The organism is Arthrobacter sp. AZCC_0090 (assembly GCF_014207375.1).
Classification (GTDB): domain Bacteria; phylum Actinomycetota; class Actinomycetes; order Actinomycetales; family Micrococcaceae; genus Arthrobacter.
The window spans coordinates 85,860-101,946 of sequence record NZ_JACHEE010000015.1; the positions used below are offsets into that span (position 1 = coordinate 85,860).

18 protein-coding genes are annotated in these 16,087 nt (G+C 64.0%); 5 read left to right on the forward strand and 13 right to left on the reverse strand.

The genetic code is table 11. The annotated features are described in order from the left end of the window. The first annotated feature begins 106 nt into the window (after positions 1-106). Both HNP00_RS20190 and HNP00_RS20195 read left to right on the forward strand, forming a co-directional pair. A complete protein-coding gene (locus HNP00_RS20190; protein WP_184741500.1) occupies positions 107-346 on the forward strand; it encodes a helix-turn-helix transcriptional regulator in 240 nt (79 codons plus the stop codon). After that, entirely contained in the window at positions 343-1,539 is a 1,197-nt protein-coding gene (locus HNP00_RS20195) for a type II toxin-antitoxin system HipA family toxin (protein WP_184741501.1), read from the forward strand. Before HNP00_RS20190 ends, HNP00_RS20195 begins: the two co-directional genes overlap by 4 nt. A 99-nt stretch (positions 1,540-1,638) precedes the next feature. Here HNP00_RS20195 and HNP00_RS20200 read toward each other — a convergent pair whose 3' ends face one another. The 13 genes from HNP00_RS20200 to HNP00_RS20260 all read right to left on the reverse strand — a co-directional run bounded on the left by HNP00_RS20200 (position 1,639) and on the right by HNP00_RS20260 (position 13,972). Continuing rightward, on the reverse strand, positions 1,639-2,031 hold the full coding sequence (locus tag HNP00_RS20200) for a hypothetical protein (protein WP_184741502.1): 393 nt from the start codon (positions 2,029-2,031) through the stop codon (positions 1,639-1,641). Between the two features lie 52 nt (positions 2,032-2,083). Further along, entirely contained in the window at positions 2,084-2,617 is a 534-nt protein-coding gene (locus HNP00_RS20205) for a phosphohydrolase (RefSeq protein ID WP_184741503.1), read from the reverse strand. Between the two features lie 8 nt (positions 2,618-2,625). Then, on the reverse strand, positions 2,626-3,753 hold the full coding sequence (locus HNP00_RS20210; protein WP_184741504.1) for a serine hydrolase domain-containing protein: 1,128 nt from the start codon (positions 3,751-3,753) through the stop codon (positions 2,626-2,628). 63 nt (positions 3,754-3,816) lie between these two features. Further along, positions 3,817-4,833 (reverse strand): NADP-dependent oxidoreductase, encoded by a 1,017-nt coding sequence (locus HNP00_RS20215; protein ID WP_184741505.1) that lies wholly within the window; start codon positions 4,831-4,833, stop codon positions 3,817-3,819. Further along, positions 4,834-5,742, reverse strand: coding sequence for a tRNA glutamyl-Q(34) synthetase GluQRS (gluQRS, locus tag HNP00_RS20220; protein WP_184741506.1), 909 nt, complete (start codon positions 5,740-5,742; stop codon positions 4,834-4,836). Positions 5,743-6,351: 609 nt separating this feature from the next. Beyond that, entirely contained in the window at positions 6,352-6,942 is a 591-nt protein-coding gene (locus HNP00_RS20225) for a TetR/AcrR family transcriptional regulator (RefSeq protein ID WP_184741507.1), read from the reverse strand. A 71-nt stretch (positions 6,943-7,013) separates the two neighbouring features. Beyond that, positions 7,014-8,183 (reverse strand): pyridoxal phosphate-dependent aminotransferase, encoded by a 1,170-nt coding sequence (locus tag HNP00_RS20230; protein ID WP_260405082.1) that lies wholly within the window; start codon positions 8,181-8,183, stop codon positions 7,014-7,016. 83 nt (positions 8,184-8,266) lie between these two features. Next, positions 8,267-9,061, reverse strand: a complete 795-nt coding sequence (locus HNP00_RS20235) for an SDR family oxidoreductase (protein WP_184741509.1) — start codon at positions 9,059-9,061, stop codon at positions 8,267-8,269. 108 nt (positions 9,062-9,169) lie between these two features. Then, a complete protein-coding gene (locus HNP00_RS20240) occupies positions 9,170-10,204 on the reverse strand; it encodes a biotin-dependent carboxyltransferase family protein (protein ID WP_184741510.1) in 1,035 nt (344 codons plus the stop codon). Further along, a complete protein-coding gene (locus tag HNP00_RS20245; protein ID WP_184741511.1) occupies positions 10,191-10,973 on the reverse strand; it encodes a carboxyltransferase domain-containing protein in 783 nt (260 codons plus the stop codon). Before HNP00_RS20245 ends, HNP00_RS20240 begins: the two co-directional genes overlap by 14 nt. A 62-nt stretch (positions 10,974-11,035) precedes the next feature. Then, positions 11,036-11,839 carry a LamB/YcsF family protein gene (locus tag HNP00_RS20250; RefSeq protein ID WP_184741512.1) on the reverse strand — a complete coding sequence of 268 codons (804 nt, stop codon included), beginning with the start codon at positions 11,837-11,839 and terminating at the stop codon, positions 11,036-11,038. A gap of 102 nt (positions 11,840-11,941) precedes the next feature. Continuing rightward, entirely contained in the window at positions 11,942-13,291 is a 1,350-nt protein-coding gene (locus HNP00_RS20255) for an MFS transporter (protein ID WP_184741513.1), read from the reverse strand. Positions 13,292-13,339: 48 nt separating this feature from the next. Continuing rightward, positions 13,340-13,972: an RraA family protein gene (locus HNP00_RS20260; RefSeq protein WP_184741514.1), complete on the reverse strand. Its 633-nt coding sequence runs from the start codon at positions 13,970-13,972 to the stop codon at positions 13,340-13,342. A gap of 266 nt (positions 13,973-14,238) precedes the next feature. On the opposite strand from HNP00_RS20260, the gene HNP00_RS20265 reads away from it, so the two are divergent. The 3 genes from HNP00_RS20265 (at position 14,239) to HNP00_RS20275 (ending at position 16,074) form a co-directional block, all read left to right on the forward strand. Next, complete coding sequence (locus HNP00_RS20265) at positions 14,239-14,697, forward strand: Lrp/AsnC family transcriptional regulator (protein ID WP_184741515.1); 459 nt, start codon at positions 14,239-14,241, stop codon at positions 14,695-14,697. Between the two features lie 265 nt (positions 14,698-14,962). Further along, complete coding sequence (locus HNP00_RS20270; protein WP_260405083.1) at positions 14,963-15,427, forward strand: hypothetical protein; 465 nt, start codon at positions 14,963-14,965, stop codon at positions 15,425-15,427. 134 nt (positions 15,428-15,561) lie between these two features. Beyond that, a complete protein-coding gene (locus HNP00_RS20275; protein ID WP_311770631.1) occupies positions 15,562-16,074 on the forward strand; it encodes a hypothetical protein in 513 nt (170 codons plus the stop codon). Positions 16,075-16,087: the final 13 nt, after the last annotated feature.

The following is a 16,087-nucleotide window of genomic DNA, read 5'->3' on the forward strand; positions in this document are numbered from 1 at the left end:
GAAAATGGAGAAACCGGCACGAACGTACCGGAACGCGGCCCCACGGACGCAGGAATGTGCACGGAACGTGCACGGAACGTGCACGGAACACTCAGGAAGGGTGGACATGTCCCCCAAGGAATTCACCGAGTCCCTCGGCGCCAAAGTCCGTGCGCGCCGCGCCTCCCTGAGCCTGAGCCAGTCCGACCTCGCAGACCTCGCCGGCGTCTCGGAGCGATTCGTCCGTTTCGTGGAGCAAGGAAAGACGACGGTCCAGCTGGAACCGCTCCTGGCCGTGCTTGGCACTCTAGGCCTTGAACTCACGGTGAAGGCCGCGAGCAGCCGGACTGCAAACAGCCAGTCATGACATTCCACCGCATCGCCGACGTCTACAAGCAAGGAGTCCTGGCTGCCCGGATCGAGCGGCAAGAAGGCGGCACCAAGTTCAGCTACTTGCCGCGTTACCTCGAATCAGGCGGTCCCGCCGTGGCCACCACCCTGCCGCTGACGCAAGAAGCGGTGTTCACGCCGAGCGGCGCCGTTCCGCCCTACTTCACCGGTCTCCTGCCGGAGGGCCGCCGGCTGAACTCCCTCCGCAGGGCGGTCAAGGCCAGCGCCGACGACGAGCTCGCGCTCCTGATGGGCGCCGGAGGGGACGCCGTGGGCGATGTCCAGACCGTCCCCCACGGTGAGCCGCGCACGGAGGGAGGCTCCGCCGTCGTACTCGATTCGAAGCTGCCGCTCGACTTCGATGCCCTGCTCGGCGATTCTGGCCTCATCGATCCTGTGGCATTGGCGGGTGTGCAGGACAAGTTGTCTGCCGGGATGATCTCTCTCCCCGTGGCGCAAGCCGGCAAGCGCTTCATCCTCAAACTCAATGCACCCGAGTTCCCGTTCGTCGTGGAAAACGAGTTCCTCATGTTCCGTTATGCACGCAGGCTGCGGATCCCTTTGAGTGCCGTCCAGTTAGTGCACGACGTCGGTGGGCGGGCCGGGCTGCTCGTGGAGCGTTTCGATCGGCTCACCGGAGCCGACGGCACCGCGGTTCGTCTCGCCGTCGAGGACGGGGCCCAAGTGCTGGGACTGTATCCGGCGGACAAGTACAGCGTGCCTTTCGGCGAGGTGTGCACGGCTTTGGCGTCACACTGTTCTGCGCCCCTGCCGGCCGTGCGGAATCTGGCCATCCAGCTGGCCTTCGCCTGGCTCAGCGGCAACGGCGACCTCCATGCCAAAAATGTGTCCATGGTCCAATCGCCGCAGGTCGAGTACACCATCGCCCCCGTCTACGACATCCCGTCCACAGTTGTCTATGGGGACAAGACGCTCGCGCTGGGCATCGGCGGGAAGAAGAGCGGCATCTCCCGGAAGCACTTCCTTGCCTGGGCCGGGAAACTCGGGCTGACCGAGCGCGCGGCGGAGGGTGTCCTGGAGATCGCCCTCAAGGCGTCGGGCCCGCTCATCGCAGACCTCGACGCCGGAGCCTCACCTTTCGGGGCGGTGCAGACCAGGGACTGGGTCAAGGAACTCAAGCATCGCCGAAGGTTGATGGGCGGGGACTAGCCTAGGCGCCTCGCCGTGCGGCTCTTTCAAGCTGGCTGGTCCTTCAGCTCGTCGGCCACGAAGAAATGCACTGATTCCGGCTCGTATTCCCCGGCAATCTCATCCCAATGGTTGCCGGGGGACATGGCGGAGGGCGCCAAGGGTGGTTTCGAACGGATCACCGCTGGAAAGCGCATCCTGACCGGCCCTCAGCAGCCAAAGGTCTTCGTTCCATCGCGCCGCAAGTGCCGCATTTTCCCAAAGGAGTACACACTCCAAGGTGAGCCTTTCTGCCGCGAGTGTCTTGACGTCACTGCCACGGAAGAACCGCAACTCCGCCTCGAACCCACCCAACTGCGATAAATGCTTCAGAATCGGGTATCGCTTCAGCCTGGCCTCTGACTTATTCGTCAACGCGCTGAACGAGCGGACAAAGAGGTGAGCCGCGACGACGGCGGGCTCGGCCGCTTCAACTTCCGCGAATCCATCAAACACCGGTTCAATACGTTCCATTCCACGAGTCTATGAGGACTTGAGGAACACGTGAGGGTTACGCAGCCATGTGCTAGTCCGCCAACCGGTCCATCTCGGACAGCAGATCCGGGTTGATGCGTTGCAGGACCAGGTGGATTTCTCCCCGTGGCACAGCTTTGTAGAGCACTTCCCGGGCGTCTGCGTAGCGCGTGGTGGGCGCCTTGTCAGGCCATTTCTCGGCGAGCGCCCGCACCCGCTCGGGCACGGAGTTGTGGGCGTTACAGGCGATCTTGACCAACGTGGCGTCATGGTCCTGCGCGATATGCAGAATGACAGCCTCATCGCTGTCCGGGTCATCCTGGAAGCGCCGCGTTACCCGTTCGATAATAGCCACGGCGCGCTCCGAAACACCCATGTCAAGCAACGCCTGCTTGGTGATGGGGGTGTCCTTGGCGATGTCGTGCAGGTAGCCTGCGATCCGGATGTCGTCGTCGAAATCGGCGAGCGCATCCCCTACCGCCAGCACGTGCTCACGGTGGGGCCGCTTCAGCTTGTCCTTCTGGCGGTTGTGCGCCACCTCGGCAAGGACCATGGCTGTTTCAACGGTGAATCTCGGTTCGGTCATGCTTTATCCTACTGAGCCAGCTCGTTGATTGCCTTCCGCACAGCGGCACTCAGCTCAAGGTTGCGGCAGCCGGCTCCGCCCGGCTCGGCCTGCTGCGGCACGTACCCGAAAGCGAGCTCATACACAGGGTCCGCGAACCCCAAAGATGCACTGGCGCCGTCGTGCCCGAACGCCCGGTAGCTGCCGTACGGCGAGCGTGCGTGCGACTTCATGAACACCGTCCCGAAACAGCTGGTCTCGCCGAACACCCGGTCGATGCCGAAGACCTGTTCGGCCGTGACAGTCTGGATGGTCTCCTCGCTGAGGAGGGGCGCGACGGCGGGACGGCCGCCGTCGGGGGCAAGTCCGGTGAGCGCCGCAGCGTAGACGCGGGCCATGCCTTCGGCGCTGGCAACGCCAGCGGCAGAGCTCAGGCCAGCCGCCCGGACCTCGCGGATATTGGGCAGGTCCAGGATGCCACCCACCACCGAGTTGGCCGAAAGGCCGAAATGGCTGGCGGGGTCGGTCCACGGCTGGGACGGGTCCGCCGTCCAACGGAGGGTGGCGTAGCGGGGCTCCTCGGAGTCAGGAAGCCCCAGATAGAAATCGGAGCCCGTGACGGAGCGGATCCGCTGTTCGTAGATTTCCTGGAGCGTGGAGCCGGTGATCCGGCGGCACAGCTCCTCCATGAAAACGCCGATGGTCAGGGCGTGGTAGCCAAAAGCGGTCCCGGGCTTCCAGAGTGGCCGCATCTGCGCGAGTTTGGCGGCGGCCAGTTCGGAGTTGTTGTATTCCGCCAAAGTAAGGCCGCCCTCAACACCCAACAGTCCTGCCTGGTGGGAGAGCAGCTGTGCCACGGTAATCGTGGCTTTTCCTTCGGCACCGAATTCCGGCCAGTATTTGACCACTTCTGCGTCGAGGTCCAGACGGCCTTCCTGGACCAGCAGTGCGATGACCAGACCGGACACGCCCTTGGAACAGGAGAAGACGCCGGTGACCGAATCCGGGCGGCGGTGCGGTCCACCGCTGATGTCCAGCACTTTGACGCCGCGGTGGTAGGCCGCGAGTTGAGCTGAATATTCCGGGTCCTCGTTGAGGTATCGGCCAAAGAGTTCGGCGACTTGTTCGAATCCGGGGGCAATCGTCTGTGCATCCACCCGGACAGCCTAGTCCCCTCCGCCCCCTAAACCTCGCTACGCTCGGCCAGGGAACCGGAGAGCCTAGCTGCCGTGAATGTCCATGGTCACCACGATCTTGCCCTTCGCGTGTCCCTGCTCCAGTGCGGCGAAGGCATCGGCGATCTTTTCGAGAGGATAGGTACTGTCCACCACGGGTTCTACCTTTCCTTCGGACACGAGGCGTGCGAGGAATTTCAGGTCCTCGCCGCTAGGGTGCATGAACAGGTAGCGGTACTTGACCTTCGCTTCCCGGGCGCGGCCCCGGATTCCGAAGCTTGCGGCCCAGAACAGCGCGGCCACCCAGGCCGAGGCGGCGAGATCTTTCAAGGCTGTCTGCGGTTCGGGCATGCCGGCGATGCTGACCACTTTGCCGCCCGGCTTGAGGATCTTGAACGCCTGCTCCAGTGTCTCCCCGCCCACCAGGTCCAGGGCGGCGTCGAAGCCACGGAGGACTTCGGTGAGGTTTTCCTTCGTATAGTCGACGACGGCGTCCGCCCCGAGCCGCCGCACCAACTCTTCTCCACGGGGAGAAGCAGTCGTGGTCACCTCGGCGCCAAAGTATTTGGCCACCTGGATGGCGAGGGTTCCCACCCCTCCTGCGCCTCCGGAGATGAACAGCTTGGTTCCGGGCTTGACCTTGAGTTCGTCGCGTAGTGCCTGCAAGGCAGTGAGCCCGGCCAGGGGAAGGCTCGCGGCCTCGGTGTAGCTGAGGGACCTCGGCATGAGAGCCACAAGATCCTCGTGGACCGCGGCGTGCTCGGCAAAGGCACCTAGTAGGGCTTTGTCCACGCGGGCAAACACCCGGTCTCCTGTGGAAAAGCGCGTGACGCCAGGTCCCACCGCTTCCACGATCCCGGCCAGCTCACTGCCGGCCACCAAAGGCAGCCTTGGCCTGGTGATCACGCGCACGGCACCTTCGCGTTGTTTGTAGTCCACGGGGTTGAGGCCTGCGGCAAACACCCTGATGAGGACCTCGCCCGGACCGGCAATCGGCTTGGGGACGTTCTGCAGCTCCATTGCGTCGGCACCGCCGTAGCGGGTCAGCACATACGCGAGCACTTAGGCTCCTTTCCGGAGAGTTGATTGATGGTGGCCGTTCCACACCCACGGCTTGCGGGGCAACCTGGCCGGATCAAAACTGTCCAGGGCGTCACCAAGGGGCACCCCTGGCAGCCCGAGCGATTCGAGGATCATGTCGCGTACCTCCCCGGCAGACAGTCCGACGGCGGCAAGGTCGCCGAGCGTCACGGCGCCGTCGCGCTTGGCCAGCCGGGCGCCGTCGCGATTCAGTACCAAGGGGACATGGGCGTATTCCGGCACGGGCAACCCCAGCAACGAGGCCAGATAGGCCTGGCGGGGTGCGGAGGACAAGAGGTCGTCGCCGCGGACCACTTGGTCCACGCCTTGCTGCCCGTCGTCCACCACCACGGCCAAATTGTAGGCCGTAACGCCGTCGTTCCGGCGGAGCACGAAGTCATCCACCGCGCCCGTGTAGGGCCCGTGCAAGCGGTCGTCCACAGTCCATTCGTGCGTCTCGGAACGGAGCCGTATGGCAGCCGGGCGAGAGGCCCGGCGGATCTCACGTTCCGCCGTCGAAAAGTTCCTGCACGTCCCCGGGTAGGCGCCTTGCGGAGCATGCGGGGCGGACGGAGCTTCCTGGATCTCGCGCCGCGTGCAGAAGCATTCGTACGTGAGTCCTGCCGCGGTGAGCCGTTCGATGGCGGCGTTGTAGAACCCGGCACGGTCCGTCTGGCGAACGACGACGCCATCCCACGTCACGCCGACAGCTTCCAAGTCCCGGAGCTGGACTTCCTCGGCACCGGCGCGCGCACGGTCGAGGTCCTCCACGCGCATCAGGAAGTCGCGGCCCGTGGAACGCGCGAAGAGCCACGCGAGCATTGCCGTGCGCAAGTTGCCCACATGAAGCTCGCCGGAGGGACTCGGGGCGAAGCGGCCGGCGGAAGTCATGGCACAAGACTATGCGGCGCCGGGCGTGCCTGCGTACGGTTAATCTCCGAAGAGAGGGGCACGTTGAACTCAGCTCGAGTCAAGGCGACGGTTTCCTTCTGGAAAGCCGAAGAAGGTTGGGGGGAACTTATTCTTCCTGACGGGAAGAAATGTTTTGGACATTTCTCGGCCATCCAGCAATCAGGCGGATACAGGTCCCTCAAGGCGGGTGATCTGGTGGATGTCGAGTGGATTACCGCCTGTCAAGATGAATACGCCTATGTCGCGGTGTTGATTCAGCCTCTCTGAAACACCATGCCGGCAGCACAAGAGCCCCTCAGCTACCGCAACGCGTTCGGTGGCTCAGGGGCTCTTATGGTGGTGCCAGCACTTGGCCGACGGGGTGTGGAAAGACAATGCGTGAACAAGAGTCAATCAGCGGCTGCGTCCTTGCGGGACGGTGTTCCGGCGGCCGGGTGGTGTACCGGGGGATCCGTAGCCTGCGGGGTCCGGCGGTAACCTTTCCCCTCGTTGCCACAATTTCAACAGGAACCCTGCAGTTGGCGCAACGGACTCAATTGACACTGGTCAATCTGACCATTTCCTTGACAAAAGATGGACAGGAGGTGATCACTTTGCCGGAGTTGGCTCGGTAGCGGCCCACGCAGCCATGGCGCCCCGAAGCGCGGCACAGAGCTTCGTGGACACCTGGTCTTTGTCCAAGCCCACAGTGTTGAGCAGATCGAAAATTTCTCGGGGGTCAAAGAGGATGTTCCATAGGAACATGGCTTCGTCCCCGAGGGGCGGGAGGCCGAGTTCCTCGCAGGCCTCGCGAAGTGGCCGTTCCAAGGCCTCGGCTTGGATGGTCAGGTAGTACGCGCCGGAGCGAAGACGGGCCAAGTATCCCTCGCCGGAGCGTGTGTGGACCATGGAACCACCATGCTTGATGACGAGACCCACCCAGTGCCGGCTGACGCTCTCCAGCAGTTCCACGCCGGACGTAGTCTGGGCAACGCTGAAATCGCGCAGCTTCTCACCAACACCAAAGCGGAACGCGGCCAGCACGTCCTCCACCGAGGCGAAATGACGGTAGGCCGTTGCCGGAGAGATCTCGGCTTCGCGAGCGATGTCCGTCATGCTCACCGGGCCCTTGGCCTTGGCGAAGAGCTTCCCGGCGGCCCGCACCAGTTGGCGGCGGTTGCGTTGGGTGTCACTGCGCATGGGCGCCCCCTTCCGTGTCAGATCCCAGCGTAGCGCCTGAGCGGCAGGCGCTACGCTGGCCACGTCGGAACTCACCGGAGCTCGGCCAGTCCGGCCGCCAGCCGCTCCACGCCGGTGGTGATCGCCTCCGAGCTGGCGGCGTAGGACAAGCGCAGGTGAAACTCGCCGTTCCGGCCGAATTCACTTCCGGGACGGACCGCTACCCCGTGGTTGCGCAAGTGCGCCACCATCGCAGCGGCCGGCAGCTCGACGTCGTACTTGGGGAAAAGGTAAAACGCGCCCTCTGGCGAGCTGACCGTCAGGCCTGGAATCCCTTGGAGGCCGCTGGCCATGAGTTCCCTACGCAGGGCGTAGGAAGCGTGCATCCGCTCGATATCCGGCCCGCACGTCTTGAGGGCAGTCAATGCGGCGTACTGCACGGCCTGGTTCATGGAACCGTTGAAGGTGTTGTGGACCCGGGCTGCAGAGGCCATGACGTCGGACGGGCCCCAGAGGTAGCCGACGCGCCAGCCGGTCATGGCATAGCTCTTGGAGAAGGTCTGGCAGTAGATGGTCCGGCCGGCCAGGGCTTCGATTTCCAGTGCCGAGGTGAAGGGTTCGGGCGTGTAGACCAGATCGCTGTAGGCCTCATCGGAAAGGATCAAGGTGTCTGTTCCGGCCACCATGTCGGCGAGGGCTTCGAGTTCGCGGCGGGAGTGCACGATGCCGGTCGGGTTGGAGGGGTTGCAGAAGACGAACATCCTGGCGCCTTCAAGCGCGGCGGCCAGTGCCTCAAGGTCCCAGTGCAGGTCATCGGCCAGCGGCACCGGCACGGTGATGCCCCCGGCCATGCTCACGAGATCCGCGTACAGGGAATAGGTGGGATCCGGGATGACCACTTTGTCGCCTGGGTTGACGATGCCAAGGATCGCCGCGGACAGGCCGGCCGTGCCGCCCTGCGTGATGAGCACGTCGCCAGGGCTGGCCACTCCGCCGAGGAGCTGGCCGATACGGGCAGCCAGCTCCTCGCGAAGCACCAGCTCGCCGAGCAACGGCGAGTAGTGGGTGAAGCCGTCCTCGAGGGCGCGGGCGGCTGCTGCTCGAACCTGGGCCGGGGTGTCGAAGTCCGGCTCGCCCATGGCCAAGGAGACAAGGTCCCCCTTGGATTGGGGCTGCTGCACCCGCAGCGATGTGCGCTGGATGCGCTGCACCGCCTCGGACGGCTGGAAATCGGCGACGGCGGTGGCTGGCTCGAGTGTCATGAGGGTCCTGATCTGGGTGGTGGCTGAGGTTGTTTTGGGGGTCTTTGTCGCAGCCGCGGGTGCGTAGAGTCTGCGGGGCTTCATCACTGCGGCGCCTCATCGGCGGGAGCTCCGGCCCAGCGGCTGATCTCGATGTCACCGGAGGTATCCCGCTGGATCGTGGGGGCGATGACCAATTCCTGGACGACGGTGCGCTGGGGCAGCGTGGCCACGAGGTGAATGGCTCGGGCCACGTCTTCGGGCTGCACCATGGCATCGCGCTCCTCTGCGCGGGGCGGGCGCGCGCGGTTGTCCAGGATGGGAGTGGCGGTTTCGCCGGGCAGGATGGTCACCGCGCGCAGTCCGTCGTTGCGGAAGGTGTTGTGCAGGTACGTCATGAAATTCCGGACCGCGGCCTTGGCCGCGCCATACGCGGCGCCGCCAAGCAAGTTGGGGTTCACGGCTGCGAGCGAAGAGACCGTGATGATGGTTCCGGTCTTGCGGGCCAGCATGTCCGGAAGGACTGCCTGGCTGAGAAGGTAGACGGCGTTGAGGTTGACGTCCAGGACGTCATTCCACTCCTGCTGACTGATCCAGCGAACGTTGAGGACCTTGCTGGAGCTGCCTGCGTTGTTGACAAGGATGTCCACCGGGCCCAGATTCACGTGGACCCAGTCCAGCAGCGCGTCTACATCGTCTTTGGAGGTGATGTCCGCGGCCCGGGCAACGGCGCGGCCGCCGTCGGCAACGATTTCCGCGGCGAGTTCCTGCAGCACGCCTTCACGCCGCCCCACCAGCACCACCGCGGCACCCTCGGTCGCCAGCAGGGCCGCCGTCGAGCGTCCCATGCCGGTACCGGCGCCGGTGATGATCGCGAGCTTGCCGTCCAGAAGTCCCATGGTGTCAGTTCCTCGTGTTCTTAGAATCATTTGAGATACCCATCACATATGAGAAGAGTTTCTCATTTCAGACGATGATGGTCAAGTGTTTTTCTTCGCGTCGATGCTTCACGCCGCTGCGGGACTCGGCGAGGCCGCGGAGATTGCGGAGACGGGGAGCCCGACGGCGGCAAACAGGGCGTGCACGCGCTCTTCCAGATGCGCCAGGAGGCGCTGCTGTTCGCGGTATTGCTCCACGGCTTCGGCGTTGCTGATCCAGCGGAAGGTCATCTTCCGACCGGGACTGGCCTGGCCCAGCATGGAGAGGGAAGCTTTGGCTGCGACCGCCACAATCGGGTAGCCAGCGGTCAGCGTCCTTGAGCGACCCAGGATGATGAGCTCATCGCCATGCGGGATTTCGAATGCGCCGATTGGGACCCCATGGGACACGATTTCTCCGAGCCCCTCGGGATGCACCACCGGCCCGTCCAAACGCAGGCCAACGTGGTTGGATTTGGTGCCCACGGTGTAGTGGCTGGAGCTGAGCAGCTTCCGAATGCCCGGCGTCCGATCCGTTTCGGGGCCGTCGACGACGTCGATGGTCCACACGTCCGGGCTGAAGTCCGGCGCTGGAACTGGAAGCCGGAACAGGGGCTGGGTCAGGAACGGGTGCGTGAATCCGCGGTACCGGCTGTGGAGGGTGAGTGTCTGGCCGGGAGCGAGCTGTTGCGGGAAACCCATCCGGGATTCCGGCGCGGCGCTTCCCATGAAGCGGGCAGTTTCCAGGTCCCCGCTGAAAGCCATGTAGTTCCGCATACCGCCGCTGGCTTTGGCAAGCACAACCCGGGCGCCAGCCGGAATACAGAGCGGCTCCCACATGGCGACCAGATCGCCGTCGACCGTGATTTCTGCGGGAACCCCGGTCACGGCACACATGACGTCCTGCGTGGCCGTGAACGCAAAACGTCCACCCATGATTTCCAGGCACGTGGACTTGCGGCTATTTCCGACCAGGATGTTGGCCGCGGCCGCGGAGTGCTGGTCCGCCGCGCCTCCGCAGGGGACACCCATGAACTCGGAATTCTCGCGGCCCAGGTCCTGGAAAGTGGACAGCCAGCCGGCCTCGCTCACCTTGATGCCGATCGCACGCTCAGGGAAGGTCACCGTGGCCCCCTTCCTGCCTGCTGGCCGCGCTAGCCCGCAGGAATTGGCCTTCGAGCCGCGCCCACTCGCCCTCCGGAACCACCTCGAAGCGCACCAGATCCCCCGGCTTGTAGGACGTGGCGGGATCTTCGCGGATGTCGCAGATGGTCAGCGGAGTCCGGCCAATCACCTTCCAACCGCTCGGCCCAGGGAAGGGTTGGATGATGGCATTGGTACCGGCCACCATCACGGATCCGGGTTCCACATTGGTCCGCGGCTCGACGCAACGGCTCACCTGGCCCGGGAATTGCACGCCGCCCATCATGGGGGCCATGGCCGCGGCCAACAGGTTGATGGTCAGCACTGAGGATGAGAACTGCTGCAGGACCGCCTCCGAACCCAGGCCCAATTCCTCGGCCACACCCGGAAGGTCGGGAGAGAATTCCTCGCTGACCACCATCGGGATGACAAAAAGTGATTGCGAGGCGCTAGCGCCTCCCGGTTCCAGGCCTTTACCGGCAACTGCCAAACGAATGGTTTGCGCTAACTGTTCGTGGGTCACGGCCAGGCAATCGAACTCGACCAACAAGGACTCAACACCGGCCACGATATCCAGTACCCCGTATGGCCGCACTTCCAGCAGCACATCGCGGAGGCGGCTGCTCGCCGTCCGGCGGAAGTCGGCGTCGTCGTTCTTGACCCTGAGCATGAGGGCTGAATCGCCAAACGGCTCGGCTGCCAATTCGGGCGGGTGGTGCAACCGCTCCGCGTATGCTGTATGCGTGGTCATGAGTCCTGCTCGGTGGTACGGGTGATGGATCCGGGTGTTGCTCAGTTCAGACAGTGGCCGGTTCAGACGGTGGCGAGCCGGGCCTTTTCGGCGAGGACTTCCTGGAGTCCGGTGGCTTTGATGCCCGCCTTGTCCAAGGCCGCGCGGAGGGCGGTGCCGTTCTGGAGGACCTGCGGGTGGTCGCCGTGGAGGAGGACGACGTCGGCATCGTGCCCGAGCGGGACCACCTTGCCGGTGACAGCGCGGACAGTGCCCTCGATAACCACCTGGACCACGCGTCGGCCGATTTCCTCCGGGTCATGCAGGAGCGCGCCTTCGGTGTTGCGGGAGACTGGCATGCCGTCTTCGCCGTAGCCCCGGTCCGCCAGGAAGACGTAGCCCACTTCGAGTCCGCGCTTGCGGGATTCATCGGCCAGGAGGCCGTTCTGGCAGATCACGATGTAGGAGGGGTCGTAGGCCTTGATGGCATCGGTGATGGCTCGGGCGTGCTTGGCGTCGGTCTGGGCGATGCTGCCCATGCGGCCGTGCGGGGCCACGTGGCTGATCTTGCCGCCGTGGATGCGGGCGAACGCGTCCAGGGCGCCGATCTGGTAGAGGACATCGGTGCGGATTTCTTCCTCGCTGGCCTCGATCAGGCGGCGTCCGAAGCCCACTAGGTCCGGGTAGCCGGGGTGGGCACCGAGTTCGATGCCGCGCTCCACGCAAGCCTTGACGGTGGCATCCATGACCCGCGGATCGCCGGCATGGAAACCGCAGGCGATGTTGGAGGCGGTGACGAGACCCAGGAGGGCGTCGTCGTCGCCGATCGTGTAGTTGCCGTAGCTTTCGCCGAGGTCTGCGACGACGGCGACTGAATTGATGCTCAAGGTGACTCCCGGTGGTTCTCTTGTTTTGCTTAGGGTTCGACGGCGGCGGCTGCCGTTTCGGTGGCGGGCGGCCGCCGCCGTCGAGGTTCTGGTGGTCCGCTACTAGTGCGTCTGCAGGGGCTGGCCCTTGGTTTCCTTCAGGAAGTAGACCGAGACGAGCGTGATGATGGCCGTGCCGATCGAGGCGTAGGCGGGAACCATGCTGTTGCCGGTGGCTTTGATGAGTTCAGTCATCACCAATGGTGCGCTGCCGCCGAAGATGATGGTGCTGATGCTGAAGCCGATGCTATACGCGCTGTAGCGGACCGTGGTGGGGAACATTTCGGTCAACACAGTGTGGACGACGGCGGCGTGGCCGGAGAAGGCGATGGCCATGACTACCGTGGCAACGCAGGCAAGCGGCATGTTGCCGGTGGTGATCATGGCAAACATCGGGTACGAAACCAGTGCCATGAGCACGGCGGAGAGAGCCAGCACCGGCTTGCGGCCGATCCGGTCGGAAAGGCGGGCCATCAGCGGGATCGCGATGATGATCGCCACCAGGCTGACCGCAGTGACGAGGAGCGCCTGGAGCATCGTGAAGTTGTTGCTTGCACCCAGCTGGGTCTTCAGGTACGTGGGCATGTAGGCGAACAGGAGGTAGTAGCCGGGGCCGTTCAGCGCGGGGAGGAAGATGGTCAGCGCGATGGCTTTGAGGTGGCGCTTGGACGTGAAGACGGTGCGCAGCGGGTTGCCTTCCACCTCGTTGCGCTCACGTAGTGCGGCGAAGTGCGGGGTGTCTTCCATCTTGGAGCGGATGTAGAAGCCGACGTAGCCCAAGGGCAAGGCGAAGAGGAACGGGATGCGCCACGCCCAGGATTGCATGGTCGAGTCGCCGAGGGTGGTGATGAGGCCGGCGGAGAGGGCGCTACCGAAAAGCAGGGCGCAGAAGGAACCGACCGCGATGAAGCTCATGGAGTAGTTGCGGTGCTTGTTATGGGCGTATTCGCCCACGAACGCCATGGCCCCTGCCACTTCGCCGCCGGCGGAGAAGCCCTGAAGGATCCGGAACAGGATCAGCAAGGCCGGAGCGGCCCAGAATATGACCGAGTAGGACGGGATGAGGCCGATGCAGGCGGTGGCCCCGGAAATGAGGAGCAGGAGGACGGCGAGCAGGTTCTTGCGGCCCAGCCGGTCACCCAGGAAACCACAGATGACGCTGCCGAAGGGGCGGGCCAGGAAGCTCACCAGGAAGCCGACGTTGGTCAGGAGTAGGGAGCCGACGTCCTTGGAACCCATGATGTTCATGGCCAGGTACGTGGTCAGCAGGCCGTAGATGCCGTAGTCGTACCATTCCACGAAGGAACCCATGGTGCCGGCAAAGGTTGCTTTGCGCACCATCCTGCCGTCAGCGGTTACGACTTTGATTTGAGCGGTGTTCAGTTCCACTGAGTCCGTCGATTGCTTTGTCATGGTGGGTGCTTTCAGTCTATGAGGGGGCTGGGGTGGGAGAAAGCGTGTTCAGCTGTACTCGCGGGTTATTTCCGCGGTCATCTCGGCCTCGTGCGCGGCCACGGCGATGACTCGTTCCAGGATTTCGGCGGCACGGGCCTGGGGGATGATCACGACTCCGTCGTCATCGGCGGCGACGATGTCGCCTGCCGAGCAGACGATGCCGCCGATTGCTACGGGTTCGCCGATGACTCCCGGGCCGTTCTTGAACGGACCGGCAGGGGTGACTCCGCGGGCAAAGACGGGGAACTTGATTTCGGTGATGGTGGCGCGGTCGCGGATGTAGCCGTCAATGACGGCTCCGGTGGCGCCGGCGGCTTCGAAGCGCTGGGACAGCTGCTCACCCACCAAGGCACGGTGTTCATGGCCGAAGCCGTTGATCACCACCACGTCACCGGGCTGGATGTAGTTCAACGCTTCGATGACGGCGGCGTTGTCTCCCGCGGCACCGAGGACGGGGAGGGCCGAGCCGACGCAGCGGGCGCCCTCCCAGACCGGGCTGATTCCGCCGTCGACGATTCCGAGCCGCTCCATGGCGTCACCGATGTTTGCTACGGGGAACGCTTCGAACGCGCGGACCAGTTCGCGGGGCGGCCGGGTCCATGATGCGGTGCGGACGGTCAGTTCGAGTGTTGTTGCCATTTTCTTCGCCTTTGGTTTCTTCCCAGGAGCCGGCGCTTTGGGCGTCGATCGTCTTGAGACGTCAATCACATATGAGAAGAGTTTCGCGTTTTTAATTCACGCCGTCAAGGGCTTCCCGTTACGGGCATGTAAATGATTCGCAACCATGGCTCGCTGGCGACGTGGTTCCATTGATGGGCCACTCGGCAGGGATTGTGCGGGAGAATGGGTTCGGTTGGACATTCTGACCAGTAGAATCTTCGGCGACCAGGCAGAAAGCGGAAGCGATGCAGGAATTGGATTCAACGGACAAGCGGATCCTTGCCGCGCTCGACGACGATCCTCGTGTCCCGATCATGGTTCTCGCCCAACGCCTGGGCTTGGCGCGCGGGACGGTCCAGTCGCGCCTGGAGCGCATGTCGGCGTCGGGCGCTTTGCGTCCGAACAGCAGCCGGGTACTGCCCTCAGCACTGGGCCGCGGCGTTGCGGCGGCAGTGAGTGCGGAGTTGGATCAAAGCCGGCTGAACGAGGCGATCGCGGCCCTGCGCGACATTCCGGAGGTGCTTGAATGCCATGCGCCAGCCGGGGACACCGACCTCATCATCCGCGTCGTCGCCACGAGCCCAGACGATCTGTACAGGGTGTCCGAAGAGATCAGGCTGTGCCCGGGAATCGTGCGTACATCCACCAGCATGTTCCTGCGCGAGGTGATTCCGTACCGGACCACGGGCTTGCTGCAGGGGTGAGGGCGGGCGAAACTTATCCACAAGGGGACTTCTGCCCATGTCCCGTAACGTGCGCGGATCCTAGGATGGGGACAGGTTCTCGATGAGCCGAAGACTCCAGGGGGAAGAGTGGCGGGCAACTTCTACGGCGCCGACGTCGCACAATTGCGGCAGTTGGCCAAGGACCTGGCTAGAAGCGCCGGCAAACTGGACCAGCTCGGGCAACTGCTCAGCAGCTCAGTCGCCAATAGCCCATGGCATGGGCCCGACGGTGAACGGTTCCGGCATGACTGGAGCAACTCGCATCGACGGGATCATCGCCGACGATTACAACAACATGCGAGACCATCCCGGCGGCGAGGCCGTGACTTATATGGTGACACTTGCGGGGGAGCCGTCCATTCCGGGAGCCAAGAGCTACCCCGAAGTCTTCCCTTTCAAGTTCAGCGTGGAGAGCCCCGGCCCCGAAAAGATTCCGTTCACCAGTTGGGACAACCCCACGCAGTTCCGAACTGACTTCACCACAGGCTTCCCCGCCGGGAACATCGCCGACGCCGACCAGCGCTGGGCCCTGATCAAGCAGGACACCCTGCCGGCCTACCAGAAGTTGCTGGCCACCGATCCGCAGGGCGCCAAGGACATGATCGCTTCCGACTTCAACGGCCGTGTTGAACAGTATCGCCCCACCAACAACATCCCGAGCATCATGGACAGGTTCCGGTCCGGTTTCCACGCGGAGGTGCACCAGTGATCCGAGTCCGCCGCAGAGGGCGGCTTGCCGTTCTCCTTACCCTGGTCCTCAGCCTAGGCCTGGCGGGATGCCAGTTGAGCCACCCGAATTCGACCGCCCAAACTTCCCAAGCACAATCTTCCCAAGGGAGCACAGTGACCACCTCCGAATTCTCCGCTCTCGACGCCGCCGGAGTTGACCAGATCAGGAGCAGCAAGCAGGCCAGGCTGGACATGAGTACCGGTTCACTCCTGAAGTCCGCCGTCCAGCTCGCAGGGGACAGTTACGGCCCGGAGATCAACACCCAAGATGCGGGCAAGATTGCCCTCACCATCGTTGGCCCCAAGGGCGAGATCAAGGGCGACACCGACCGTATCCGTTTCAACACCACCGATGCCCGCACCGACTTCAGCGAAATCACCTTTTTCCTCACCGCAGAATCGTTGGACAGCTATGTCAGCCTCCTGCGCGACGGCGTGCAACGCTATGGAATCGACAGCCAGGATACGGAGCGTTGGATCAAGTCCGTCAAAGACGACCCGGCGTCCAAGAGCGACTATTCCCTCACCTCTGGAACCAGCACCGGCCTGGATGTAAATTACGATCTCCGCTACGACGGCAGCAAGGGAACCCAGGTCATCATCGTCCACGTGAGTCCGCGGGTCTGAGCTTGGTGGAGCG

What these genes read in the sequence shown, in the direction of transcription:
- gluQRS (WP_184741506.1), bottom strand. Translation starts at nt 5,742, where the DNA reads ATGACTTCCGCCGGCCGCTTCGCCCCGAGTCCCTCCGGCGAGCTTCAT.
- HNP00_RS20255 (WP_184741513.1), bottom strand. Translation starts at nt 13,291, where the DNA reads ATGACAAAGCAATCGACGGACTCAGTGGAACTGAACACCGCTCAAATC.
- HNP00_RS20260 (WP_184741514.1), bottom strand. Translation starts at nt 13,972, where the DNA reads ATGGCAACAACACTCGAACTGACCGTCCGCACCGCATCATGGACCCGG.
- HNP00_RS20195 (WP_184741501.1), top strand. Translation starts at nt 343, where the DNA reads ATGACATTCCACCGCATCGCCGACGTCTACAAGCAAGGAGTCCTGGCT.
- HNP00_RS20190 (WP_184741500.1), top strand. Translation starts at nt 107, where the DNA reads ATGTCCCCCAAGGAATTCACCGAGTCCCTCGGCGCCAAAGTCCGTGCG.
- HNP00_RS20235 (WP_184741509.1), bottom strand. Translation starts at nt 9,061, where the DNA reads ATGGGACTTCTGGACGGCAAGCTCGCGATCATCACCGGCGCCGGTACC.
- HNP00_RS20230 (WP_260405082.1), bottom strand. Translation starts at nt 8,183, where the DNA reads ATGACACTCGAGCCAGCCACCGCCGTCGCCGATTTCCAGCCGTCCGAG.
- HNP00_RS20245 (WP_184741511.1), bottom strand. Translation starts at nt 10,973, where the DNA reads ATGACCACGCATACAGCATACGCGGAGCGGTTGCACCACCCGCCCGAA.
- HNP00_RS20200 (WP_184741502.1), bottom strand. Translation starts at nt 2,031, where the DNA reads ATGGAACGTATTGAACCGGTGTTTGATGGATTCGCGGAAGTTGAAGCG.
- HNP00_RS20270 (WP_260405083.1), top strand. Translation starts at nt 14,963, where the DNA reads ATGACTGGAGCAACTCGCATCGACGGGATCATCGCCGACGATTACAAC.
- HNP00_RS20265 (WP_184741515.1), top strand. Translation starts at nt 14,239, where the DNA reads ATGCAGGAATTGGATTCAACGGACAAGCGGATCCTTGCCGCGCTCGAC.
- HNP00_RS20225 (WP_184741507.1), bottom strand. Translation starts at nt 6,942, where the DNA reads ATGCGCAGTGACACCCAACGCAACCGCCGCCAACTGGTGCGGGCCGCC.
- HNP00_RS20205 (WP_184741503.1), bottom strand. Translation starts at nt 2,617, where the DNA reads ATGACCGAACCGAGATTCACCGTTGAAACAGCCATGGTCCTTGCCGAG.